At 58.4% G+C, this 23,785-nt stretch carries 26 protein-coding genes; 14 read left to right on the top strand and 12 right to left on the bottom strand.

The annotated features are described in order from the left end of the window. Positions 1-25 precede the first annotated feature (25 nt). On the bottom strand, positions 26-844 hold the full coding sequence (cysE, locus tag CLV44_RS06670; RefSeq protein WP_106591334.1) for a serine O-acetyltransferase: 819 nt from the start codon (positions 842-844) through the stop codon (positions 26-28). Then, positions 837-1,598, bottom strand: coding sequence for an RNA methyltransferase (locus tag CLV44_RS06665; RefSeq protein ID WP_106591333.1), 762 nt, complete (start codon positions 1,596-1,598; stop codon positions 837-839). The genes cysE and CLV44_RS06665 overlap by 8 nt, the downstream gene beginning before the upstream one ends. A gap of 128 nt (positions 1,599-1,726) precedes the next feature. Between CLV44_RS06665 and CLV44_RS06660 the strand changes: the two genes are divergently transcribed. Beyond that, complete coding sequence (locus tag CLV44_RS06660) at positions 1,727-2,542, top strand: inositol monophosphatase family protein (protein ID WP_245912626.1); 816 nt, start codon at positions 1,727-1,729, stop codon at positions 2,540-2,542. A 124-nt stretch (positions 2,543-2,666) separates the two neighbouring features. Here CLV44_RS06660 and CLV44_RS06655 read toward each other — a convergent pair whose 3' ends face one another. Together CLV44_RS06655 and grxD are read right to left on the bottom strand one after the other, a co-directional pair. Then, complete coding sequence (locus CLV44_RS06655; protein ID WP_106591331.1) at positions 2,667-3,269, bottom strand: peroxiredoxin; 603 nt, start codon at positions 3,267-3,269, stop codon at positions 2,667-2,669. Positions 3,270-3,360: 91 nt separating this feature from the next. Continuing rightward, entirely contained in the window at positions 3,361-3,696 is a 336-nt protein-coding gene (grxD, locus tag CLV44_RS06650; RefSeq protein WP_106591330.1) for a Grx4 family monothiol glutaredoxin, read from the bottom strand. Positions 3,697-3,958: 262 nt separating this feature from the next. Here grxD and CLV44_RS06645 point away from each other — a divergent pair, with 262 nt between their 5' ends. From CLV44_RS06645 to CLV44_RS06635, 3 genes are all read left to right on the top strand, one after another. Further along, positions 3,959-5,158, top strand: a complete 1,200-nt coding sequence (locus CLV44_RS06645; protein WP_106591329.1) for an aspartate aminotransferase family protein — start codon at positions 3,959-3,961, stop codon at positions 5,156-5,158. Positions 5,159-5,217: 59 nt separating this feature from the next. After that, positions 5,218-6,126, top strand: a complete 909-nt coding sequence (argF, locus tag CLV44_RS06640) for an ornithine carbamoyltransferase (RefSeq protein WP_106591328.1) — start codon at positions 5,218-5,220, stop codon at positions 6,124-6,126. A 91-nt stretch (positions 6,127-6,217) separates the two neighbouring features. Continuing rightward, positions 6,218-7,132, top strand: a complete 915-nt coding sequence (locus CLV44_RS06635) for a LysR family transcriptional regulator (RefSeq protein ID WP_106591327.1) — start codon at positions 6,218-6,220, stop codon at positions 7,130-7,132. A gap of 9 nt (positions 7,133-7,141) precedes the next feature. Here CLV44_RS06635 and CLV44_RS06630 read toward each other — a convergent pair whose 3' ends face one another. Then, positions 7,142-7,618 carry a hypothetical protein gene (locus CLV44_RS06630; RefSeq protein WP_106591326.1) on the bottom strand — a complete coding sequence of 159 codons (477 nt, stop codon included), beginning with the start codon at positions 7,616-7,618 and terminating at the stop codon, positions 7,142-7,144. A gap of 176 nt (positions 7,619-7,794) precedes the next feature. Between CLV44_RS06630 and CLV44_RS06625 the strand changes: the two genes are divergently transcribed. Genes CLV44_RS06625 through CLV44_RS06615 form a run of 3 tightly spaced genes read left to right on the top strand, consistent with a single transcriptional unit; the run spans position 7,795 to position 10,422 of the window. Continuing rightward, a complete protein-coding gene (locus CLV44_RS06625) occupies positions 7,795-9,147 on the top strand; it encodes a class II 3-deoxy-7-phosphoheptulonate synthase (RefSeq protein ID WP_106591325.1) in 1,353 nt (450 codons plus the stop codon). Positions 9,148-9,150: 3 nt separating this feature from the next. Then, on the top strand, positions 9,151-9,477 hold the full coding sequence (locus CLV44_RS06620) for a YqcC family protein (RefSeq protein ID WP_106591324.1): 327 nt from the start codon (positions 9,151-9,153) through the stop codon (positions 9,475-9,477). 21 nt (positions 9,478-9,498) lie between these two features. Further along, entirely contained in the window at positions 9,499-10,422 is a 924-nt protein-coding gene (locus tag CLV44_RS06615) for a potassium channel family protein (protein WP_106591323.1), read from the top strand. Here CLV44_RS06615 and CLV44_RS06610 read toward each other — a convergent pair whose 3' ends face one another. Then, complete coding sequence (locus tag CLV44_RS06610) at positions 10,423-11,985, bottom strand: cation:proton antiporter family protein (RefSeq protein ID WP_106591322.1); 1,563 nt, start codon at positions 11,983-11,985, stop codon at positions 10,423-10,425. It lies immediately after the preceding gene. Between the two features lie 75 nt (positions 11,986-12,060). After that, positions 12,061-13,764 carry a potassium/proton antiporter gene (locus tag CLV44_RS06605; RefSeq protein ID WP_106591321.1) on the bottom strand — a complete coding sequence of 568 codons (1,704 nt, stop codon included), beginning with the start codon at positions 13,762-13,764 and terminating at the stop codon, positions 12,061-12,063. A gap of 159 nt (positions 13,765-13,923) precedes the next feature. Between CLV44_RS06605 and CLV44_RS06600 the strand changes: the two genes are divergently transcribed. After that, positions 13,924-14,988: a DUF3549 family protein gene (locus CLV44_RS06600; RefSeq protein ID WP_106591320.1), complete on the top strand. Its 1,065-nt coding sequence runs from the start codon at positions 13,924-13,926 to the stop codon at positions 14,986-14,988. Positions 14,989-14,998: 10 nt separating this feature from the next. Here CLV44_RS06600 and CLV44_RS06595 read toward each other — a convergent pair whose 3' ends face one another. The 4 genes from CLV44_RS06595 to purU all read right to left on the bottom strand — a co-directional run bounded on the left by CLV44_RS06595 (position 14,999) and on the right by purU (position 17,954). After that, on the bottom strand, positions 14,999-15,658 hold the full coding sequence (locus CLV44_RS06595) for a replication protein P (RefSeq protein WP_106591319.1): 660 nt from the start codon (positions 15,656-15,658) through the stop codon (positions 14,999-15,001). 55 nt (positions 15,659-15,713) lie between these two features. Continuing rightward, a complete protein-coding gene (locus CLV44_RS06590) occupies positions 15,714-16,574 on the bottom strand; it encodes a DnaT-like ssDNA-binding domain-containing protein (RefSeq protein ID WP_106591318.1) in 861 nt (286 codons plus the stop codon). A 20-nt stretch (positions 16,575-16,594) separates the two neighbouring features. Further along, a complete protein-coding gene (locus CLV44_RS06585) occupies positions 16,595-17,008 on the bottom strand; it encodes a CBS domain-containing protein (RefSeq protein WP_106591317.1) in 414 nt (137 codons plus the stop codon). A gap of 91 nt (positions 17,009-17,099) precedes the next feature. After that, positions 17,100-17,954 carry a formyltetrahydrofolate deformylase gene (gene purU / locus CLV44_RS06580; protein WP_106591316.1) on the bottom strand — a complete coding sequence of 285 codons (855 nt, stop codon included), beginning with the start codon at positions 17,952-17,954 and terminating at the stop codon, positions 17,100-17,102. Between the two features lie 161 nt (positions 17,955-18,115). Here purU and CLV44_RS06575 point away from each other — a divergent pair, with 161 nt between their 5' ends. The 6 genes from CLV44_RS06575 to CLV44_RS06550 all read left to right on the top strand — a co-directional run bounded on the left by CLV44_RS06575 (position 18,116) and on the right by CLV44_RS06550 (position 23,376). Next, the gene (locus tag CLV44_RS06575) at positions 18,116-19,654 is read left to right on the top strand and encodes a thymidine phosphorylase family protein (protein WP_170069286.1); all 1,539 of its coding nucleotides are present in this window, start codon (positions 18,116-18,118) and stop codon (positions 19,652-19,654) included. A 2-nt stretch (positions 19,655-19,656) separates the two neighbouring features. Further along, entirely contained in the window at positions 19,657-20,547 is an 891-nt protein-coding gene (locus CLV44_RS06570; protein WP_106591314.1) for a ribose-phosphate pyrophosphokinase, read from the top strand. After that, the gene (locus CLV44_RS06565; RefSeq protein ID WP_106591313.1) at positions 20,534-21,118 is read left to right on the top strand and encodes an alpha-ketoglutarate-dependent dioxygenase AlkB family protein; all 585 of its coding nucleotides are present in this window, start codon (positions 20,534-20,536) and stop codon (positions 21,116-21,118) included. Before CLV44_RS06570 ends, CLV44_RS06565 begins: the two co-directional genes overlap by 14 nt. Before the next feature lie 31 nt (positions 21,119-21,149). After that, a complete protein-coding gene (gene nfsA, locus CLV44_RS06560; RefSeq protein ID WP_106591312.1) occupies positions 21,150-21,887 on the top strand; it encodes an oxygen-insensitive NADPH nitroreductase in 738 nt (245 codons plus the stop codon). 83 nt (positions 21,888-21,970) lie between these two features. Next, the gene (locus CLV44_RS06555) at positions 21,971-22,294 is read left to right on the top strand and encodes a hypothetical protein (protein WP_106591311.1); all 324 of its coding nucleotides are present in this window, start codon (positions 21,971-21,973) and stop codon (positions 22,292-22,294) included. A gap of 62 nt (positions 22,295-22,356) precedes the next feature. Next, a complete protein-coding gene (locus CLV44_RS06550; protein WP_245912624.1) occupies positions 22,357-23,376 on the top strand; it encodes a CobW family GTP-binding protein in 1,020 nt (339 codons plus the stop codon). Here CLV44_RS06550 and CLV44_RS06545 read toward each other — a convergent pair. Beyond that, positions 23,363-23,779 carry a hypothetical protein gene (locus tag CLV44_RS06545; protein ID WP_106591359.1) on the bottom strand — a complete coding sequence of 139 codons (417 nt, stop codon included), beginning with the start codon at positions 23,777-23,779 and terminating at the stop codon, positions 23,363-23,365. The two genes, CLV44_RS06550 and CLV44_RS06545, sit on opposite strands and share 14 nt — an antisense overlap. Positions 23,780-23,785: the final 6 nt, after the last annotated feature.

Here is a 23,785-nt window from a genome sequence, read left to right as displayed (position 1 = left end):
TGCGATTCCCTACTAATTTAGTCAACTATTTAACCGACTCGTTCCGTCGGTCTTTATCATCGCCCATGCGCACGCCGCCGCTGTCATCCACCGCCTCAAAGTCTTCCGACTTCAACTCGGGCAGCTGCTCGTCACAATAACTCGGCTTGATCTCACACAGCGCCTTACCCATGGTTTCAACCTTATGATCCATCGCCTGCATGTGATCCAGCAGACAACGGATTGCATGTGCCACCGGGTCGGATACCTCACGGGTTACCGCATAGGCATCAAAGCCGACCTTGTCAGCCATCTGGCGACGCTTCAGCTCCTCGGCACTGTCTTCCTCCGGGTGGCGCCTGATGATCCGCCCCGGAATCCCCACCACAGTCGCATCTTCGGGCACATCTCGGGTGACAACCGCATTGGAACCGACGCGCGCACCCGCACTGATGGTAATCGGCCCCAGCACCTTGGCACCGGCACCACAGACAACATTATTACCCAGCGTCGGGTGGCGCTTACCCTTATTCCAACTGGTACCGCCCAGAGTGACGCCATGATAAAGCGTGACATCATCCCCAATTTCGGCCGTTTCGCCAATCACCACACCCATTCCGTGGTCAATAAAGAAGCGCCGCCCGATGGTCGCCCCCGGATGAATTTCGATCCCCGTCAGCCAGCGAGCAATATTGGACACCATCCGCGCCAACCATTTGAAGTTGCGCCGCCACAGTGTATTGGCGAGCCGATGAAACCAGATCGCATGCAGCCCCGGGTATGCCGTCAACACTTCAAACGCATTGCGCGCAGCAGGGTCGCGATGGAATACCGAGCGTATATCCTCTTTCATCCGCTTAAACATCGTCATCGTCCTTCACCGGTGCAGGTGGCAGCTGACGCTCAACCGCAGTCAAAATACCGCGCAGCACATTCACCTCTATTTTATCAGGCACGGCCCGCTGCAACAGACGCCGCAAACGCGGCATCAGCTGACGCGGGTTGTCAGGATCCAGGAAATCGATTTTGACCAACGTGCGCTCAAGATGCTCGAACATCAATTCCAGCTCACGCTGCTCAGCCAAGTCGATGTCCCAGTTGGTCCCCCATTGCGGCTTATTCATCGGCTCTTCCGCCAACGCTGCCATGCGCAACTCATAGGTAATAACCTGAACCGCTGCCGCTATATTGAGTGAGCTGAAACTATCCACCGCGGGAATATGTACGTGGTGGTGACAGCGCTGCAGCTCTTCATTGGTCAATCCACGGTCCTCGCGGCCGAACAGAATTGCCACCTTGGCCTTGCCCTGAAGCGGCGCTGCAATGGCCGCGAGCTCACGCGGATCAACCAACGGCCAGGGGATGTGCCGCTCACGCGCACTGGTCCCGAACACCAATTCACAATCTGCGATAGCTTCATCCAGACTATCGACCACCATGGCGGACTCAAGCAGATCGGTCGCGCCGGATGCACGCGCATCCGCATCCCGGTGCGGAAATACCTTGGGGCTGACCAGACAGAGATCGCTCAGCCCCATATTTTTCATTGCGCGAGCAACACCCCCGATATTACCGGGGTGTGTCGTGTTCACCAGTACAATACGGATATGATCAGACATGGGGTTTCGCCGTTAAAAGCTGAATATTCTAACAGAACATGATTGAGTTGCAGACCACCTGTTCAGCGTAGCGCCGGTCTGAGCTACAATAGACCTTTGACAATCATGAAGACTGGACACACACACTGATGCAACCAATGGTTAATATTGCCCTGCGCGCGGCACGGCTCGCAGGCGAACAGATCTCTCGCGCCCTCGAACGCCTTGATCTGATCAAAACTGAACAGGCCGATGTCGCTGAGTTCATCAGTGAGCTCTGCATGCAGGCCGAACGCACAATCACGACGTCAATCCAAAAAGCCTATCCGCAGCACAGCGTTATTGGCGAGTACAGCGGTACGCACTCACCGATCGGTGAAGGCCCGGGGCACTGTGAATGGCATATCAGCCCGATCGACAGCCTGACCAACTTCTCCAACGCACTGCCGATGTTCGCCCTCAGCGTCACCGGCTTCATGAACGGCAAAGCTGAACACTGTGTTGTCATCAACCCGGTATTCGGTGAAGAGTTCACCGCCAGCCGCGGCAAGGGTGCCCAGTTGAACGGTAAACGCCTGCGCGTGGGCAACCGTACCGCTCTCGACGGTGCCATCATCGGCACGGGTTACCACGGCCGCAGCAGCGACAAGCCCTGGATCGAATCACATGCCCGCATGATGCAGAACATCATGGAAGCCGGCGCAACACTGCACAACAGCGGCTCCCCCGTACTCAGCCTGGCTTATACGGCAGCGGGTCGACTGGACGGTTTTTACCAGATCGGCCTGAGCAGCACCGAACTGTCTGCCGGCCTGTTGTTGATCCGTGAAGCAGGCGGTCTGGTCGGTGACTTCTCCGGCGGCAACAAGTACAGCGAGCGCGGCAATCTGGTTACCGGCAACACCAAGGTACTGAAAGCCCTGTTACGCACACTGCACCCGGCGACAGACCCTGCCCTGCGCTGATTGAGCTCACCCACCGACAACCTCGGTGGCATAAAAAATCCGGAGCCTCTTGCGAGAGCTCCGGATTTTTTTCGTCTGCCAGCAACTCGTCAACTACCCGAGCCGCCGCCACAACAAGGCAAATTTACAGCTTGCCAGATTCTTCAGCCAAGTACTTGGCAACACCTTCAGGAGAGGCGTTCATACCCTTGTCACCCTTGTTCCAGCCCGCCGGGCACACTTCACCATGCTCTTCGTGGAACTGCAGCGCATCAACCAGACGAATCAGCTCGTCCATGTTACGACCCAGCGGCAGGTCATTGACGATCTGAGAACGTACAACACCGTTCGCATCGATCAGGAACGCGCCACGGAACGCAACGCCGCCTTCAGCTTCAACGTCGTATGCCTTGCAGATTTCGTGCTTAACGTCAGCAACCAGGGTGTACTTGACCTGACCAATACCGCCTTCGTTAACCGGGGTGTTACGCCATGCGTTATGAGTGAACTGGGAATCGATAGAGACACCGATCACCTCAACGCCACGCTCCTGGAACGCATCCATACGGTGATCCAGTGCGATCAGCTCAGACGGGCACACAAAGGTGAAGTCCAGCGGATAGAAGAAGATCAGGCCGTATTTGCCATTGATCGCTTCTTTCAGGTTATATGTATCAACAATCTGGCCATCGCCCAGAACCGCTGCTGCATTGAAATCAGGAGCCTGCTTACCTACCAATACGCCCATGCTTCTATTCTCCTTCGCTAGGGTTGTACGACTTGTCGAAACCAATGACAGTCCACCGACCACACAGCCGGCACACCGCCTGAATAATCATTTACGCCTGAGCGTCATCACCCGCAGGTGCAACTGCCGTAATCATTTCCTTCAGCTCGCCGTTGGCCGCCATTTCGCAAATGATATCGCATCCGCCGACCAGCTCACCATTGATCCACAGCTGGGGAAAAGTCGGCCAGTTGGCATATTTGGGCAGCTCGGCACGAATTTCAGGGTTCTCAAGGATGTTTACAAACGCAAAACGCTCGCCACAGGACATCACAGCCTCAACGGCACGCGATGAAAAACCGCACTGCGGGAAGCGAGGAGTACCTTTCATATAAAGCAGAATTGCGTTGTTTTCGATCTGCTCTTTGATTGTATCGACTACACTCATCTATACACCTTTATATCTGTCTAACTGTGAAATCCAGCCTGCCTCGAAGCTTAACATATAACCCAGCGTTCCACTCAAGTTAGACCCGACAACTTATCTCTGCCTGTCTTTTGTATTGCTCCATTTCCCGTTTTTTTCAACCCTTGGACGCAGTTTTATTGACCTCCAGCCGATGATTGAATTGCCAAACACGGTTGCTGCTCATAGAATGTTTGTTTTACTGGCAGCCGTGGCTGCCTTTTTGCGTTGTAGGGAGACGCCCATGGCTACGCAACCATTGATGAATGTTTTCAATCGGCTCTCGGTCGCCTTTGAACATGGTGAAGGGGCCTGGCTGTATGACACCGACGGTAACAAGTACCTGGACGCGCTCTGCGGTATCGCCGTCACCGGGCTTGGCCATGCTCATCCGGCCGTAACGCGCGCCATCAGCGAACAGGCCGCCAAACTGGTACATTGCTCCAACATTTATACCATTAAGCAGCAGGAAGCTCTGGCAGCGGCGCTGACCCGTATCTCCGGCATGGAAAACGCTTTTTTTGCCAACTCCGGTGCCGAAGCAAACGAAGCGGCCATCAAACTTGCCCGCCGCTACGGCCACAACCGCAATATTGACACCCCGACCATCATCGTCATGCAGCAGTCGTTCCATGGCCGTACCATGGCAACCTTGAGCGCGACCGGCAACCGCGCTACCCAGCAGGGCTTCGAGCCACTGGTCAGCGGCTTTATCCAGGTTCCCTACAATGATGTCGACGCCGTACGCCAGGTTGCCCGCGACAACAGCAACGTAGTCGCCATTCTGGTCGAACCCGTGCAGGGCGAAGGTGGCATCCATATTCCCGCACCGGACTACCTGAATCATCTCCGCCAGATCTGCGACGAGCAGGAATGGCTGTTGATGCTTGACGAAGTCCAGACCGGCAACGGCCGTACCGGTCGCTATTTTGCTTACCAGCACAACGATATACTGCCCGACGTGGTCACCACCGCCAAAGGGCTTGGCAACGGCTTCCCGATTGGTGCTTGCTTGGCCCGCGGCATCGCTGCCGAAACCTTTACCCCCGGCAGCCACGGTACGACCTATGGTGGTAATCCACTGGCCTGCGCAACAGCTCTGGCCGTGGTCAACACCATCGAACAGGACAACCTGTGCCAGCGCGCCGCAGCACTGGGCGAACGCATTGCCCACGGATTCCGCGAGCAGTTCGGCGACGCCCCTTACGTGCAAGAGGTCCGCAACAAGGGCCTGATGATCGGCATCGAGCTGACCGAAGCCGGCAGCGAGCTGGTCGTGCTGGCCAAGATCAAGGGCATCCTGCTGAACGTCACCGGCGGTGGCCGTGTCGTTCGCCTGCTGCCCCCTCTAATAATGACCGACCATGATGCCGACCTCATGGTCAATACCGTGGCTCAGCTGATCCGGGTTTATGCCGGTGAAGAACGCGATAGCGCCAACTGAGTCCCTTTTATTCAACTGACACCGGGAGCCGGTGGCCCAGGCCGCCGACCGACATACTTATGAGTACACGACATTTTCTGACGCTGCTGGACATGACCCCTGAAGAGCTGCAGCAGATCGTACAGCGCGCCATTATTCTCAAGCAGATGCGCGACGCAGGCGAAACTTACGAGCCGTTGAAAAACAAGGTCATGGCAATGATCTTCGAAAAGGCTTCGACCCGCACCCGCGTTTCCTTCGAAGCCGGCATGGCGCAGTTCGGTGGCCATGCCATGTTCCTGTCGCCGCGCGACACCCAGCTGGGCCGTGGCGAACCAGTCGAAGACAGCGCCCGCGTCATCTCCAGCATGGTCGACGTGGTGATGATTCGGACCTTCAGCCATGAACTGGTTGAGACCTTCGCCCGCTACTCCAAGGTACCGGTCATCAATGCCCTGACCGATGACTACCACCCCTGCCAGCTGCTCGCCGACATGCAGACATTCATCGAGCACCGCGGCTCCATCAAGGGCAAGACCGTCGCTTGGGTCGGTGATGGCAACAACATGTGCCACTCCTACATCAACGCCGCACGCCAGTTCGACTTCAAACTGAACATCGCCTGCCCTGAAGGCTTCGCCCCAAACACAGAACTGGTGGCACGCAACAGCGACCGCGTGAACGTGTTCGAAAACCCGGAAGAAGCGGTCGATGGCGCTCATCTGGTAGTAACCGATGTCTGGGCCTCAATGGGCCAGGAAGACGAGCAGCGTGAACGCATCCGTGAGTTCCGTGGCTACCAGATCACGCCTGCGCTGATGGATCTGGCCGAAGACGATGCACTGTTCATGCACTGCCTGCCCGCACACCGCGGCGAAGAAGTCAGCGAAGATATGCTGGAAGACCCGCGTTCGGTGGTTTTTGCCGAAGCCGAGAATCGCCTGCACGCGCAAAAAGCACTGCTGGAATTCCTGCTGGTCAAATCCTGAGACGGGTTGCGGTAGCCTGCTGGCTACCGCCCTCGCCAGACTTGCGCATTCGCTACTATACTGGCTGTTATCCACAACCTGAGGGGTGGGCATGATCGAGATTCGTCACCTGAAAACGCTTGCCGCCTTGCGCGACGCAGGCAGTCTGGTCGAGGCCGCCGAGCGCATCCACCTGACCCAATCCGCCCTGTCCCACCAGATCAAGGATCTTGAGGAGCGGCTCAATTGCTCCCTATTCATCCGCAAGACACGCCCGATCTGTTTCACCAGCGCAGGCCAGCGCCTGCTGGCGCTGGCGGATGAACTGTTGCCGATGGTGCGCAGTGCGGAGCGCGACATCATGCGCCTCGCGGGCGGCGAAACCGGTCGCCTCAACATCTGCATTGAATGCCACAGCTGTTTCGACTGGCTGATGCCGACCATCGACCACTTCCGGCAACACTGGCCAGAGGTCGAGCTGGACCTGTCCACCGGCTTCAGCTTCCAGCCACTGCCAGCATTGGCCCGTGGCGACCTGGATCTGGTCATCACCTCAGACCCGGAAGAGCGGACCGGCATCCACTATGTGCCGCTGTTCAGCTACGAGTCCATTCTGGTCATGGGACGCCAGCATCCACTGGTCAGCAAACGCTTTATCCAGCCGCGAGACTTTGAAGGGCAAACGCTCATCACCTATCCGGTCGAACGGGACCGTCTGGATCTATTCACCCGCTTCCTCGACCCCGTGGATATCGAACCCGCCGAGATCCGGACTGCCGAGCTGACCATGATGATCATGCAGCTGGTCGCCAGCGGCCGAGGCATTGCTGCCCTGCCCAACTGGGCCGCCCATGAGTACCTGCAGCGCGAGTATATTGCTGCCCGCCCGCTGGGTGAGAAGGGATTATGGTGCACCCTCTACGCTGCCATGCGTGAGGATCAAAAGGATGCCGACTTCATGGTCGACTTCCTCAATACTGCCCGCGAGGTTACGTTCCACAACCTCAATGGCATCCGCAGCGCCTGAACGCAGCCGTCAATAACGCAGCCGGGTACGGATCACACGATCCTCCGGCAGCACAGCTTCCAGTGCAGCCACCAGCTCATCAATTCGCTCATACCCCTCCAGCCGCAGCTGCTCACCGGCTTCCGTGACCAAGGTAATCGCCAGCACCCGCGTGAGTGCAACCTGAATACGCATGTTCAGAATGTTGCTGAGATTCAACACCACCGGCGTCTCCTGCAGCACCTTCAAGGTGCCTGCCGATGCGTCCACTTCAACGTCTGGATACCCGGACGCACCACGCTTCAGCAGCTGCACCAGTTTGACCAGATACGCTGAACAAGCAGCAACACCCAGTACCGGCAGCAAATAATCAACCACCGCTTCGGCACGAGTTAAGAAATAGCCACTACCCGCAACCAGAACCAGCATCAGCAGGACCCACAACAGCTGCTTGGCCTGCTGCTGGCGAATATACAAACGTGAAACACGAAACAGTATGGCAGTCATGAAATCCTTGGCACTCGGGCATCAACAGAATAACGCATCAGTATACCGGCTCACTCAGGCCTTGCGAATGCGCAACCGCACCTGCCAACAGAACAGAACGCACGGCCGGGCTGTCGTTACGCCGTATTTACGGTACTATCATGGGTTCAGTTAATCAGTTAAGTAGTGAGAGCAAAATGGAACTCTGGACTCCCGACAGCTGGCGTAACAAGCCGATCAAACAGCACCCGACCTACCCTGATCAGGACGCCCTGTATCGGGTCGAACAGGTGCTTGGCGAGTATCCGCCGCTAGTGTTTGCCGGCGAGATTCGCTCTCTAACCGCTGACCTGGCCCAGGTGGCCGAAGGCAAGGCGTTCTTGCTGCAAGGCGGCGACTGCGCCGAAAGCTTTGCCGAGTTCAATGCCAACAAGATCCGTGACACCTTCAAGCTGATGTTGCAGATGGCAGTGGTGATGACCTTTGCCGGCAGCTGCCCGGTGGTCAAGATCGGCCGCATGGCCGGCCAGTTCGCCAAGCCGCGCTCGACCGACACCGAAACAATCAATGGCATTGAGCTGCCCAGCTACCGCGGCGACATTATCAACGACATCGCCTTCACCGCCGAAGCTCGCACACCGGACCCACAGCGCCTGCTGTCGGCCTACCATCAGTCCTCTGCCACACTGAACCTGCTGCGTGCCTTTGCCACCGGCGGCTTTGCCGACCTGCACAAGGTACATCAGTGGACTCAGGGCTTCGTACAGCAGAGCCCGCAGGGCGAGAAATACCAGCATCTGGCCGATCAGATCGACCAGACCATGGCGTTCATCGAAGCCTGTGGCATCAGCTCGGCCAACACCCCGCAGCTGAAAGAAACCAGCCTGTACACCTCGCACGAGGCACTGCTGCTGGGCTATGAACAGGCACTGACCCGTCAGGACAGCCTGACCGGCGACTGGTACGACTGCTCGGCGCACATGCTCTGGATCGGTGACCGCACCCGCCAGCCGGATCATGCCCACGTGGAGTTCCTGCGCGGCGTACGCAACCCGGTCGGCATCAAGGTTGGTCCGAGCACTCAGGTTGACGACCTGCTGCGCCTGCTCGACATCCTCAATCCGTCCCAGATTCCGGGCCGCATTACCCTGATCGCACGCATGGGTGCCGACCGCATTACTGAAATGCTGCCGCCACTGGTCCGTGCGGTCAAGGCCAGCGGCCACCATGTCGTGTGGAGCTCCGACCCGATGCATGGCAACACCATCAAGGCGTCCAGTGGCTACAAGACCCGCAGTGTTAACGCCATTCTCACCGAAATGAAGGGCTTTTTCGAAGTCCACAACGCCGAAGGCACCCATGCCGGCGGCGTACATTTCGAGATGACCGGCAACAATGTGACCGAGTGTATCGGTGGTGCCTACCAGATCACTGAAGAAGGTCTGGCCGATCGCTATCACACCCAGTGTGACCCGCGCCTCAATGCCGACCAGTCACTGGAGCTGGCTTTCCTGATCGCCGACACCCTCAAAGCCGCGCGCAAGGAGTAATTGATGAGCCAACACCAGCAGGTCAGCGCCTTGCTGATCGAAATCCGCAGCGAAATGCAGAATATAGGCCTGTGGCAACAACAGCCTCCGGCCCCGGAGGCTCTGGCCAGCACCCAGCCATTCTGTGTCGATACGCTCGATTTCAATGAGTGGGTACAGTGGTTACTGCTGCCGCGACTGGAAATGATGATCCAACAGCAACTGCCGCTGCCGCAGAACAGCGAAATAGTGCCGATGGCCGAAGAAGTGTTCAAGCAGATGCGTGAAGATACACGTCATCTGATCGCACTGATCGGCCAGCTGGATATGCAGCTGCGCGTACACCACTAAACCAGGGACAGGCCGCCGCCGATGAGCTACGACACACACCACTCGCTGATGTTTCGTATGGGATTTGGCGGTGTCAGCAAGGCCGAGAACGCTCGGGCCAAACGCTGGGGCAAGCGTCTGGAATGGCCGATGCTGATACTGGCGCTGTGGATTCTGGTCGACTGGTACCTGCGTGCCGACGGTATCGTCAACGGCATGACTCACCAGATCACCGACTGGGTGATCTGGCTTGGCTTCGTCACCGAAATGGGGCTAATGCTCTGCGTCGTCGATGATCGCAGCCGCTACCTGAAGCAAAACTGGATGAGTCTGGTGATTATCTGCGCCGGACTGCCCGCCCTGTTGGGCGACTATTCCTTCTATGCCGGTGCCATCCGCAGCCTGAGGCTGCTGGTCATGGTCGGCATTCTGTTCAAGGTCTCACGGGACTTGCGCTCGATTCTGGCGCGCCACAATCTGGGCACAACCCTGTTGATCTGCCTGCTGTTTCTGGTGATTTCAGGCTTCCTGATTGCGGCACTGGACCCGGCATTTGACGGCCCCATCGACGGCATCTGGTGGGCATGGGTCACCATGACCACGGTCGGTTATGGCGATCTGGTGCCCAGCACCAACGAGGGCCGCCTGTTCGGCTCCCTGCTGATTCTGGTGGGGATCTGCATGTTTTCGTTATTAACCGCCAGCTTCTCGGTGTTCTTCATCGAGAAGGACGAAGGCGAAATCGCCGAACGCGAACGCCAGAACCTGAACCGTATCACCCGACTGGAAAATCGGCTGGAGAACATCGAGCAACAACTGGAATACATGTTGGTACTGTTGCAGACTTCACGCAGCCCCGACAGCAAGGGTAAACCGGATGCGGCTGTGCCGAAAGCCGCAGTGGAAAAGCAGAACGTACAAGACGGGAGCGGCAAGGCTGACCGCTCCGGCGAGAAGCCGCGCTGATCAGATCAGCGCTTCTTCCTTGCGTCGTGATTCACTGAAAATATGCTCGGCCAAACCCACCCCGGTTTCCGCCATGGTCTGATAGGTATGATCGGCACCAGCGGCCGTGATCGCTTCGGCATGATCGGCAAACATGCTGTGCGCCACGATAATCCCTTCAAACCCGGCCTGACGTAACTGTCGCGCCGCCGTCACCTTGGCCTCCACATCGTTGGCCGCCAAAATGACATGCTTAAGCTTCGGTGCCTGCAGGTTCTTCCACAGTTGCACATCCTCGGCATCGGCAAAGACCACATTACGTCCGCACTTGGCATGCGTTTCCACCTTCGCGGGGTCCGAGTCCAGCGCCACCATCGGGATGCCGCGCTGCTTCAGATGATCATAGGCTGCCGTACCGGTACGGCCCATACCGATAATCAGGATTTCGGCATCACCCAATGACAGCGGCTGCTCGTCCGGATGAAAACCCTGACGCTCGAAACGGGACAGAAAGTGACCGAAACGGTCATAGAGCGGATGCGCCAGACGATACAGCGGTGCCGATACCAAAAACGAGACGGAAACCGCAATAGCCAGCGGAATCAGCCACTCGGGCAAGACGATGCTGGCCACGATCAAACCGAATTCGCTGTAGTTGGTCAGGCTTAAGCCAGACAGAAATGCGCTGCGTGCACGCAACTTGAACAGCAACAGCAGGAAAAAGAACAGAATCCCCTTCAGCGGCAACACCAGCCCCATCACCAGCGCAAACACCAGCGCATTGGCATCCGGCAAACCGCCCATACCAATCTGCAGGAAGAAGCCCACCAGGAACACTTCCTTGATGCTCCACAACGACTGCGACAACTCACCTGCCCGGCGATGACTGGACAGCAGCGCACCGAACGCCAGCGCCCCCAGTTCAGAGCTGAGACCGACCAGTTCAAAGCCCTTGCCGCCGACAACCAGCGCCAGTAACAGACCCAACAGCACCAGCAACTCTTCATGCCCACTGATATCCAACAGTTTGTAGAACAGCGGACGCAGCAGCGGCATGGCAAAAATCAGCAGCGCCCAGGGCGATGGCGTCTGGCCACTGGCCAATGCCAGTACCAGCAGTGCCAGCAGGTCCTGAACAATCAGGATGCCGATCGCCACCCGACCATGAAAGGCTCTCAGCTCGCGTTTGGATTCAAGCACCTTCGCCGCCAAAACGGTGCTGGAGAACGACAGCGCCACCGCCAACATCATCGCGGTGTACCATTCCAGCCCCATAATCCAGTGCAATGCCGGTGTGAACATGGCGATGGATATTGCAAAGTGCAGCACTCCGCCGCCGATCACTTCCGGACGCACCAGGTTGCGCACTTTCAATTTCAGCCCGACCGTAAACAGCAGCAACAATACGCCCAGGTGAGCCAGATGGCTCAGCGCCTCCGTGCCCTGCACCGGAATACCGGTATATTCGCCGGCCGCCACAATGGCGAACCCGGCAGCCAGATAACCGATCAACGGCGGCAATCCGACCAACTTGACCCCCATCCCCAGCACGAATGCGAAGATGATCCAAACGGCTTCAATCACAGATGACTCCCTTTACTTCCTTGCCTAATCGCGCGCAATTAAACCACGTCAACCCCATACTGTCAGCGACAGGGATCAGAACTTTAGACCAACGCGGCTAACCTTGCCGTCTTCCAATACCTTGACCACCAACTGGATCGAGCCTAGCGCAACACGGTCGCCTTCCACCGGCGGCACGTGCAGGCAGGATGCAATGTACTCAGCCACGCTCAATGGCTGCAGGGCCGGATCAATCTCGAGGCCGAAGTTCTGAGCCAGCGCCTGCAGCTGCACATTGCCGTTGAGTTCAAAGGCACCAAAGAAGGTACTTTCCTTCAAGGCCGGGATCGACGCCACCGAACTGAACAGCCGCGCCAGCGGCTTTTCCGCCCCTTCCTCGCCAATCACCGCAAGCTGATCGCCACTTTGCAATTTGAGGTCGGGCTCATACGGTATCAGCTGGCCATTTCGCAACACTGCCGTCAGCACAATATCCGGGGGCAGGCGTACCCCCTGCAGATTACGGGGTGGCGTCCAGTGTTCGCCATCCAGCTCGAACACCATTAACCGGTGGTAATGCGCCGGTGACCAGTCGAGGCTTAACCGGTGTGTGGCTGCAGGCTCCGTGGGCAACTCCAGCTTTAACCAGCGCGCCACCCGTGCCAGCGTCGCGCCCTGCAACAACAGCGACAGGGTAACAATGATGAACGCGATGATCGGAAACAGCGCCGCATGTTCGATATCAGCCATCAACGGAAACAGCGCCAGCACAATCGGTACCGCCCCCCGCAACCCGACCCAAGCGATAAATACCTGCTCGCGCCAGCGAAACCCGAACGGCCAAAGACTGATGAATACCGCCAGCGGACGGGCGAACAGGATCAATACCGCCCCCAGCGCCAGCCCTTCGCCGACATAATCCAGCTTTTCATGCGGGGACAGCAGCAGGCCCAGCATCAGGAACAGGCTCAATTGCGCCAGCCAGGCCAGCCCATCATGCACCTGCAGAATATCGTCCAGCTTGCGCAGACCACGGTTGCCAATCTGGATCCCCATCAAGTAGATCGCCAGAAAACCACTGCCATCCAGCAGGCCAACCAGTGAAAATACGGTTAAACCGGCCGCTGTCACCAGCAGCGGATAGAACGCGGGTTGAAGCGCCAGCCGCGGCAACAGTCGCGCCAGCAACCAGCCACCGGCCAATCCACCCAATGCACCCAACCCCAGCTGGGTAACCAGCAACAACCCTGCTTCCATCACGCCGGGCGGTGTCTCGCGGGTGATCAGCTCCAGCAGAATAATGGTAAGGAAGATCGCCATCGGGTCGTTACTGCCAGACTCAATCTCCAGCGTGGCACTGACACGCTGATTGAGGCGCAACCCGTGATTCTGTAACAGCGCAAACACGGCCGCCGCGTCAGTCGAGGAGATAATGGTGCCGATCAACAGTGCCGGCAGCAGCGGCAGGTCCAGAATCCAGTGTGCCGCCAAACCGGTCAGTGCCGCGGTGATCACCACCCCGAAGGTTGCCAGAGAAAGCGCCGGTTTCAGGCCCACCCTGAAGGTTTCGATCCGGGTGCGCATGCCGCCATCCAGCAGAATGATGGCCAGCGCCAGGTGACCGACCAGAAAGGTGCTGTCCACGTCGGCGGACAGCAGCTGACCCATCTCGGTTTGTCCCGCCAGCAGACCGACGCCGAGAAACAGCAGCAGTACCGGCATGCCGATACGGTTGGACAACGGACTGAGAACAATACTGATCAACAGCATCGCACTGGCAAATAGCAGGGTCAGGATCATGACTACAACGGTCCTTTTGGCATGACATAAAGATAATTTAACATAGGCCGGTTACAAACCCTCGGCTCATCACAACGGCCTGCTCGTAAAGTGCGAGGGCAGCGCACTCGCTGAAATGGTAAGATAACGGCAAACTTCATCATTACGTTGTGGATCTGTATGTCTGCTGAAAACACTCTGCCCGACTCCATTACTGAACTGTTGCGCTCCACCGGCGCGGCGTTGCGCGTGTTCGACATGGGCCGCCGCATCAGCAAGCTGTCACTCGACCAGTTTCGCCGTATCGAGGATTCGCAGCTGCCCTACCCCAGCCCCTTTCAACACCTGGCCTGGATGGCACTGCTGATCTGGAACCCGAAACGGCAGCAGGAAAATGCGGTCTGGTTTCTGCGTCTTCCGCTGGATGAACAGGGACTGGTAGCACCGGCTGCGCGTGACGACCTGCTCAAACGTCTGCTGCAAAATGTTATCAATAGCCAGAACGGTCAACTGGACGAGGATGCGCTCAAGGATAATCCGTACTCCTTCACACCGGACCAGAGCCGCATGGCTGCCTTCCACGCCCTGGCCGCCCGCGAAATGAAAGCGCCGGCATCCCCGCACTATGAACGTGCTCACGCCTGGTTCAACGGACAACTGCCACTGGATGCATGGCAGTCACTGGCCTATCAGGGCCTGGCCGATGTCATCGCACGACTGGATCAGGACGACAATGAGCGCGCCCTGTGCCAACGCCTGGCCGATATGCCCGCCGCCGTGCTGGAAACGCTGTGCCCGTTACTGGAACACACCCGGCCGAGTGGCGCACTGCAGCAGGCACTGCATGCCCAGCTGAATCATGCACTCGCGACTGACAACAGTAATCGAGTGGCAGCCCTGTGCCGGGCGCTGTCCAACATGAGCGACGAATCCGCCAAGCAGGCCTGGGTACTGTCGGTACTGGCGAGCGTCCACGCAACTCAACCGGAGGTCATCACCGTGATTGCCACCCGTTGCGAAACTGCGTTAATGGCCCCCGAAGTATTGTCGGTATTCCTGGAACAACTGGCGCAGGGTGAAGCGGGACAGACGGGCTTCAGCCGCATTCTGGCCGAACTGATGTTCATGCCGGTCCACCGCGCCCTGATTCTGCAGGCATTCCGCAACCCGGACCGCAGCGACGCATTAAGTCAGGCAATTGGCGAGATGTTCGGCCAGACCTTCGATACGCCACCGGCTCACTGAACCAACCGGATCAGCAGGCCTCGTCCGGTAACCGGATCGTCAGGCCGCGCTGCTCCAGCTTATGCTGTGACTGCGCCTGCAAACGCTTGCGGGTGCGACTGCTACGCGGCAGGGTCAGATAAAACAGCAAAGTAGCCCCCTCTTCCGGCGTCAGCCCATGCTCAGCGGTAAAGCGCTGAATAAAGTCGGCCACGGTGTTGGCCTGCTTGTCTTCCAGTGCCACCGGTACCGGCTGATCCAGGGTTTCACCGGCACGTACACGACGGCAGATCACCTCATAGTGATAACGGAACGCCGGCAAGGCCCGGCTTTCTTCTTCACTGCGCAGCAGAAACCAGTCGGTTTCCCGACCGGCGTAATACACCGCCGGGTGTGACCAGCGATGCCGCGTCGGATGCTCGGCATGCCGACACGCTTCCGCATAGGCATCCCGTAAACCGGGCAGGCCGAAGTCGCCATTGATATCGCGCAAAATGTCGAGGAACTCGGCGATGCTGGGCATCCAGGAGGTGGTTTCCTTACAGCGATTGACCGCCGCCACCAGTTCCTGCTCACCATAACCATCCAGACTCATCGCCCATTCGCGCTTGGCCAGGCGCAGCTCGTTTTCGGTTTCGAAACAGCTTTTGAACTTGTGTCCGTATATGGCCATGAAACGGGCAAAGATCATGTTGACCAGTGTTTTGGTCTGCGCACTGATGGCCGAGGGCGAAGGCGCATCCGACCTACCAGTCGGTGTCCTTGATGTCCATGATGGCTGCGGTAATCCGTTTGCGTTTTTCCCGAGAATCTCCGCGGGTGTTTTCATGACTGCCCCCACTTACTGGCTGACGTTCCTGTTCGTAACGCTGCTCGCGCGCGTCCCGTGTCTGCTTCTTGACCCACTCGCGTTTGACCCAGGCCAGAAATTTCTGGTCCCAGTTGCTTTCCTTGCGGTCCTTGTCGAGCCAGTACAACACGAATTCGTCCAGACAACCGGTGGCAAATTCGGTGGGAATGGCATGACGCGGCAACATTGCGTGAAACATGTCGGACGGCTGCCATCCGAGCACCATCGACTGCAGTTGCAGATTGCGCTCTTCAGCCTGCTCGAAGATGGCCTGCAGTTCGTCCTTGTGTCGACGCCAGCCGATACTGCCACCGAATGTGGGCGCCGGCCCCTTGCGTTCCATCATGGTATTGCGTCGCACGGGCCGTGATGGCGGCGCATCATAGACCGGCAGCTGCTGTACGGACGCAGGCGCCACATCCTGCTGCTCTTCGGGTTCCACAACAACAGGCGCAGCGGCTGCACGCGGCAGCAAACGCAAGCGTACACTGCCACCCTGATTCAGACTGACCTGCAAACAGCCCTGTTGCGCCAGGCTTTCTGTCGCGGTGCGTAAACGTGCTTCAGTCCAGAAGTCGGCCAGCTGCAACCAGCGGCTGTGCGGCAGAATACATTCGACACTGCCATCGTCGGCATGCATACCGGCATGGCGAGCGTAATCGTGATAAATCGTCAACAGCAATGCTTCGTCACTGCCCAGCTCACGCGCCAGTGACGGATAAAACAATACCGGCGCTTCAGGCAACCAGTCACGCATGAGCGGACCTGCCGTGTAACTCAACCATCTTTGGCAAACTCCTCAACCGCACGCAGTATGTCACCTCGGCTGATCTGCCCGACCAGCCGACCATTATGCACGACCGGCAAGCGACGACGACCACGTTCAATGAACTGGCGCGCAACAGTCGTCAGATCGGCATCATGGGCCACGGTATCCACTTGGACGGTCATGTAATCACGCACATGCCCGCCGCTGCCCATCTCTTCTTCGTGATAGGTTTGGGTCAGTATTGCCTGTAGGCAATCCAGCTCCGACAACATGCCGACCAACTGGCCTTCGGGATTCACGACCGGCGCTCCCGATATGCCGTACTCCTGCAATGCCCGAATGGCATCAAACAACTGCGTTTCCGGGCTGAACGAAATCAGATTGGTCGCCATGTAATCCTGTGCTTTTACGGATCTCAGCATCCCTTGGTCTCCCGTTTCCAGTGTGCGGCCATGGTCAATCCACGCCGACCGGCCTTTACCTTTATAGTAGTCCAGTCAGTCATCGCCGCCATCAGGCAAATACGACGGTTTTATTGCCCTCTACCAGCACACGATCTTCCAGATGCCAACGCAGGCCACGGGCCAGTACGGTTTTCTCCACATCACGTCCCAGGCGTACCATATCTTCCGGCAAGTCACGGTGGCTGATACGGGTCACATCCTGATCAATGATCGGCCCGGCATCCAGATCCTGGGTGACATAGTGGCAGGTTGCACCGATCAGCTTTACCCCACGCTCATGAGCCTGATGGTAGGGTTTGGCACCGGCAAACGACGGCAGGAAGCTGTGATGAATGTTGATGATCCGGTGCGGGTAACGCTCGCACAGATCCGGCGGCAGAATTTGCATGTAACGCGCCAGCACTACGACATCGGCCTCATGCGCTTCAATCAGTCGATTGACCTCGGCAAAGTGCGGTGTCTTGTCGGCCGGATCAACCGGGACATGGTGATAGGGAATGTCATGCCATTCCACCATGCTGCGCAGATCATCGTGGTTGGAGATCACGCAGGCGATCTCACAGAACAGCTCGTTGCTGTGGAATCGGTACAGCAAGTCAGCCAGGCAGTGCGACTCGCGGCTGGCCATCAACACCACCCGCTTGGGACGGGCCGAATCATGAATTTCCCATTCCATCTGGAAGGAGGCCGCGATCGGCGCAAACGCCTCCTTCAGCTGCTCCAGGGAAAATGGCAGTGTGGCCGCACTGATCTCGACCCGCATGAAAAAGCAGCCGGTACTCGTATCGGAGTGCTGGTTGGCGTCGGTGATCGAGCCACCATGGCTGGAGATAAAGTTACTGACCATCGATACAATGCCCACGCGGTCCGGGCAGGAAAGAACCAAACGGTAACGGCGTTCCATATGCTGTGCTCGCATCCAGTATGTAGATCCAAAGTCTAATCGCGCATTCTAACAGTCGGGCCGTACTCCCGACAGTGCTGTCTGGGCATCGGTATTATCCGCCGTAAGCTTAGTTGCGTTACACTGATGACTTGGCCGGATCACAAGGAGACACGCCGATGATGATGCTGACCCCCGAACGGATGGCACCGCTCAAGGCACGCCGAATGGGCATCGACACCCACCATGAACCCACGCTGTATTTGCCGGCGCACAGCCATGTCTGCCGCTCGGAAGGCTTTGAAAGCCTGTCACGGGTCCTGATCACAACGCACCATGATCTGCATCTGATCGCGTCACTCAATATCGTTACCGGTGAACTGTTGGCCGACGATGAAGTCGGCTTTTCCGACTCTGCCTGGCAACGACTGCAGCTGAATACCGCCGACTCCATCTGGCTGTCCCACCCCAAGCCGGTACAGTCACTGTCTCATGTGCGAGCCAAGGTCTACGGACATGAGCTCGACGATCTGCAGTTTCAAAGCATCATCAACGACATCGTCGATGGTCGCTATGCCGACGTGCATCTGGCGGCCTTCATTACCGCCTGTGGTGACGACAGCCTGAGCGATCAGGAGATCACCTCACTGACCCAGGCAATGGTCAAATCCGGCAGCACGATCAATTGGCAGCTGCCGCTGGTCGTCGACAAACACTGCGTCGGCGGCCTGCCCGGAAACCGCACTACCCCCATCGTGGTCTCCATTCTGGCCGCCTGTGGCCTGACGGTTCCCAAAACCTCGTCACGGGCGATTACCTCGCCGGCCGGTACCGCCGACACCATGGAAACGCTGACCGAAGTCAGCCTGACACTGGAACAGATGCGCCGAGTCGTTGACAGTGAAGGTGGCTGTCTGGCCTGGGGCGGAGCCATGCGTCTGAGCCCCGCTGACGATCTGCTGATTCAGGTGGAGCGAGCGTTGGACATCGACAGTGAAGGCCAATTGATCGCCTCGGTACTGTCGAAGAAGATCGCCGCCGGTGCCACCCATGTATTGATCGACATTCCGGTCGGCCCGACCGCCAAGGTCCGCAGCCAGGACGCTGCCGAGCGCCTGGCCGAGAGTTTCCGCGTTGTCGGCAGCCAGCTGGGGCTCACACTTCAGGTCATGTTCACCGATGGCAGCCAGCCGGTCGGGCGTGGCATCGGCCCGGCACTGGAGGCTCATGATCTGCTGGCCGTGCTACAGAACAAGTCTGATGCGCCTCAGGACTTGCGCACCCGCGCAACGCAGGTCGCAGGTGCAATGCTATCGATGGCCAACCACATGACCCCGGAAGAAGGCGTTGTGCTCGCCGAGGAAACGCTGACCAGCGGCGCGGCCTGGGCCAAATTCCGCGCCATCTGTAAAGCCCAGGGTGGGCTGCGGCAACCACCTGTCGCCCATTATCGCTATGCCATGGTCGCCGAGCGCAAGGGCCGTGTGCACCAGATCGACAACCGTATTCTGGCCAAGATCGCCAAACTGGCAGGCGCACCGGCGGACCCGGCCGCGGGCGTGGAAATCTGCGTCAAACTGGGTGATGAAGTGGAGTGCCGGGATATCCTGATGATGATTCATGCTGAAAATGCCGGGGAACTCAACTACGCGGTGGAGTATCTCAACGACCACGTCCAGGTCATCCAACTGGACACTGATCCCCAAGGAGGACAGCCTTAATCATGCTGCTTTTCAATCCCGATTCAGATCCTGCGCTGGCCTCTCAACTGACCCGCCTGCTCGACGCTCAGGCCGGCATACTGGAACAGCGCCGTTTCCCCGATGGCGAAAGTTACCTGCGCGTGCATTCCGACTGCGCGGGGCAGGACTGCGTGATCCTGTGTAACCTGTTCCACCCGGACGAACGCACCCTGCGCCTGCTGTTTCTGGCCGACACGCTGCGCGAGTGCGGTGCCCGCAGCGTCGGCCTGGTCACCCCGTACCTGGCATACATGCGTCAGGACAAACGCTTTCACCCGGGGGAATGCGTCAGCTCACGCCCCTTCGCCAGGTTACTGTCAGCCGCCTTCGATTATCTGGTGACCGTCGACCCGCATCTGCACCGTTATGACTCGCTGGATGAGATCTACAGTATTTCGTCCCGCGTGGTACCGGCCGCGCCCCTGATCGCACGCTGGATTCAGACCCACATCACCCACCCCCTGCTGATCGGACCGGACAGCGAAAGTGAGCAGTGGGTCTCCCAGGTAGCAGAGCTGGCCGGTGCCCCCTTTCAGGTGCTACAGAAAGAACGTCGCGGCGACTATGACGTCAGCGTATCACTGCCCGATCTGGAAGATGCTGCCCAACGCACCCCCGTGCTGGTGGATGACATCATCTCCAGCGGGCGCACCATGCTGGAAACGATCAAGCACCTGCAAGCCGCTGGCCTGCCCCGCCCCGTTGCCATCGGTGTGCACGGCATTTTCGCCGGAGATGCCTACAGCCAACTCACCGAAGTGGCCGATGTAGTGACCACTGCCTGCATCCCGCACCTGAGCAACCAGATCGATATCGCTGAACCCATCGCCGAGGCCGTGCAGGAACTGCTTGCCCACCATGATACCGACTGACCTGTTACTGCCCGACGCCGATATCCGCTACCAGCCTGACTTTATGCGTCCCGCCGATGCCGATGCGCTGTTGGCGGAGTTGCTGCATGCGGTTACCTGGCGGCAGGACCGCATCCGCCTGTTCGGCAAGGAACACCCGATCCCGCGTCTGCAGGCCTTTCAGGCGGACGCAGGCATCGGCTACACCTATTCAGGCCTGCGCATGAACGCAGCCCCCTGGCTACCCGCGCTGCTGCCACTGAAACAGAAACTGGAAGCGCTATGTGATCGGCCGTTCAATGCCCTGCTGCTCAACCTCTACCGCGACGGTCAGGACGCCATGGGCTGGCACGCCGATAACGAGCCGGAGCTGGGCCAGAACCCGCTGATCGCCTCGGTCAGTCTGGGTGCACCTCGCCGCTTTCGCCTGCGCCATAGCGCCAGCCGTGACACCCATGCACTCACGCTGGAGCACGGTTCCCTGCTGTTGATGGCCGGCCCCACTCAGCACCACTGGCAGCACTGCCTGCCACGGACAAAACGCTGCCAGCACCCGCGCATCAACCTGACCTTCCGCCTGATCCATGTATAATCGCGCCACCCTCATTAACGGAGAGAGATCCATGAACCCGATGATCGACCTGCTGAATAGTCACCGTTCCATCCGCAAGTTCACCGCAGAGCCGATCGACCAGGCCACCGTGGATGCACTGGTCCAGGCCGGTCAGGCTGCCGCCACCTCAAGCTTCATTCAGGCCTGCACTGTTATCCAGGTCAGCCAGGGCGAACGCCGTGATGCCCTGGCCGAGATGGCCGGTAACCAGCCATACGTTGCTGCCGCCCCTGTCTTTCTGGTGTTCTGTGCCGACATGAAACGCCACCAGCTGGCCTGTGGCATGCACGATGCCGAGATGCTGTCCGGCTATACCGAACAGTTCCTGACCGCGTCCCTCGACTGCGCTCTGTTCGCCCAGAACGTCATGGTCGCAGCTGAATCATTGGGACTGGGCGGGGTCTATATCGGCGGTCTGCGCAACCAGATTGCAGCGGTTGCTGACCTGCTGGAACTGCCGGAACTGGTGTATCCGGTCTTTGGCCTCTGCCTCGGCCAGCCGGATCAAAACCCGGAAGTGAAGCCGCGACTGCCGCTGGACGTAGTCCTCAAGCACGACCGTTACGATGACAGTGCCGACGCAGAACGCATCGCTGCCTATGACGCAAGCGTGCGCGAGTACTATCGCACCCGCACCGGTGGCAACAAGGAAATGAGCTGGAGTGAGCAGATCTCCGGCATGCTGGTGAAAGAAGCGCGCCCGCACATGCTGCCCTTCCTGAATACGAAAGGTTTCATCAAGCGTTAACGCCATGCAGGGCGATGAGCCGTCGACTATGCTGAACGGGAGTGCCCCCCGGGGCGTCCTGTTCCAGCAAGAGGATGCATATTATGCCCGACAGCCACATCACCGCCCTGCTCGAGCGGTTGGAACAACATTCACGGCAACAGACGCATCTGCAGACCGTCACCCTGCCGATCAACCGCGAAGATATGGTGCGCTTGCAGGCACTGGCTGAGGTTTACGGTATGGATATCGTCGAACTGACGCCGATTCTGCTGCATACAATCCTTACCGATATTGAAGCCCACATGCCGTACAAGCAGGGAACCCGCGTAATCAGGGTCGAGGATGACGAACCGGTCTACGAAGATATCGGCCCCATGCCGCGTTATCTGGAAGCCAAGCGTAAACACGAAAAGGTCTGCGCCTGAACTTGCCAGTCGGCGGCGGCTGGCTCACAATCGTTACCCTGTAACATTCAGGGAGCCTCCGCGTGAGCCAGCCAGCAATTCAACATGTCCCCACCAACATCATTACCGGCTTTCTTGGCACCGGTAAAACCACCGCGATCAACCACCTGCTTACGCACAAACCCGAAGGCGAACGCTGGGCGGTACTGGTCAACGAGTTTGGCCAGATCGGCATTGATGGCGGCCTGATCGAACAGCAGGACGGCATCGAAGTGAAAGAGCTGGCAGGCGGTTGCCTCTGTTGCGCCCTGGGTCCCAGCCTGCCGATCACGCTGGCGACATTGCTGCGCCGCTTTCGCCCTGACCGCCTGCTGATTGAACCCACCGGCCTGGGCCACCCTGCACGCATCATCGATACGCTGCAGAATGAACAGTTCCGCACCGTGCTCGACCTGCGCACCATCATCTGCCTGCTCGACCCAATGGTACTGCACCAGCCCGAGGTGATACGCCAGCCCGGCTTTATTGACCAGCTCAACCTCGCCGACATGGTCGTACTCAACCGTACCGATCTGGCCGGTGCCGAAGAGATTGAAGAAGCCTCCGCACTGTCGGCCAACCTGTTCCCGCCCAAGGCCGCCATTCAGCAGGTGACACAGGGACAGCTCGACCCGGCATGGCTGGATCTGGACCACCTGAGCCAGCGCCAGGCTACTTATCCACAGGCCCATGCAGCCGCCACGCCAGCACCACACCTGCTACAACCGATCACCACGCCAGAACGCCCCATGCCCGGCAAGCCGATCTGCAAAAGCGGCAACCATGACGGATATTACAGTTATGGCTGGATCTTCACCGCCGACGACGCCTTCGATTGGCCCAGCGTGCAGGCTTACCTGGACGGCCTGAATGAAATCGTCCGGCTTAAAGCCGTCGTGAAAATTGGCCATGCCTGGGTCAGCTATAACCGCAACGCCAACCAACCCGCCAGTGTTAGCGAATCAGCCTGGCGGCGCGACTCACGACTGGAAATACTGACCCGCCAGCCGCAGGAAAAGGCAGAGATTGAAAAGAGTCTACTGCGGTTTATTAAGCATGCGTGACCTCAATGAACCACTTGGGCTGCATTTCATCGAAGTCTGTTCGAATGTTGGATGGCAGGTAACTTGCTGAATCCAAAACAAACGCTTGACCATCCGTGCGCTTGAAAACAACCCAGTGCCAGAAATTTCTGCCGTCTTCCGTGTGGTGCTTGATCGAAAGTAGCGCCAGATCAGGCAAGCCGTCCCATGATTCAAACGGAATTTCATCGGCAGACGTCTCGACACCGGCAATGGACAGCATCTCCCTCACATACTGGGTATCCGACCAAAGCGATGTATCTTCGGCATAAATCCCCATCGCATTCGCCACGACTTTCATTTCCGCGTAGGTTTTACCCAGAATATTGGCCACCGACGCAATTCCGCAGCCGCTGGTTTCTTCCTGAACGACGGGTCTAAGCACTGATTC

Origin of the sequence: Marinobacterium halophilum (genome assembly GCF_003014615.1) — a bacterium.
GTDB lineage: Bacteria > Pseudomonadota > Gammaproteobacteria > Pseudomonadales > Balneatricaceae > Marinobacterium > Marinobacterium halophilum.
Note: the sequence above shows the minus strand (reverse complement) of the source record. Positions and strands in the feature narration are given on the sequence as shown.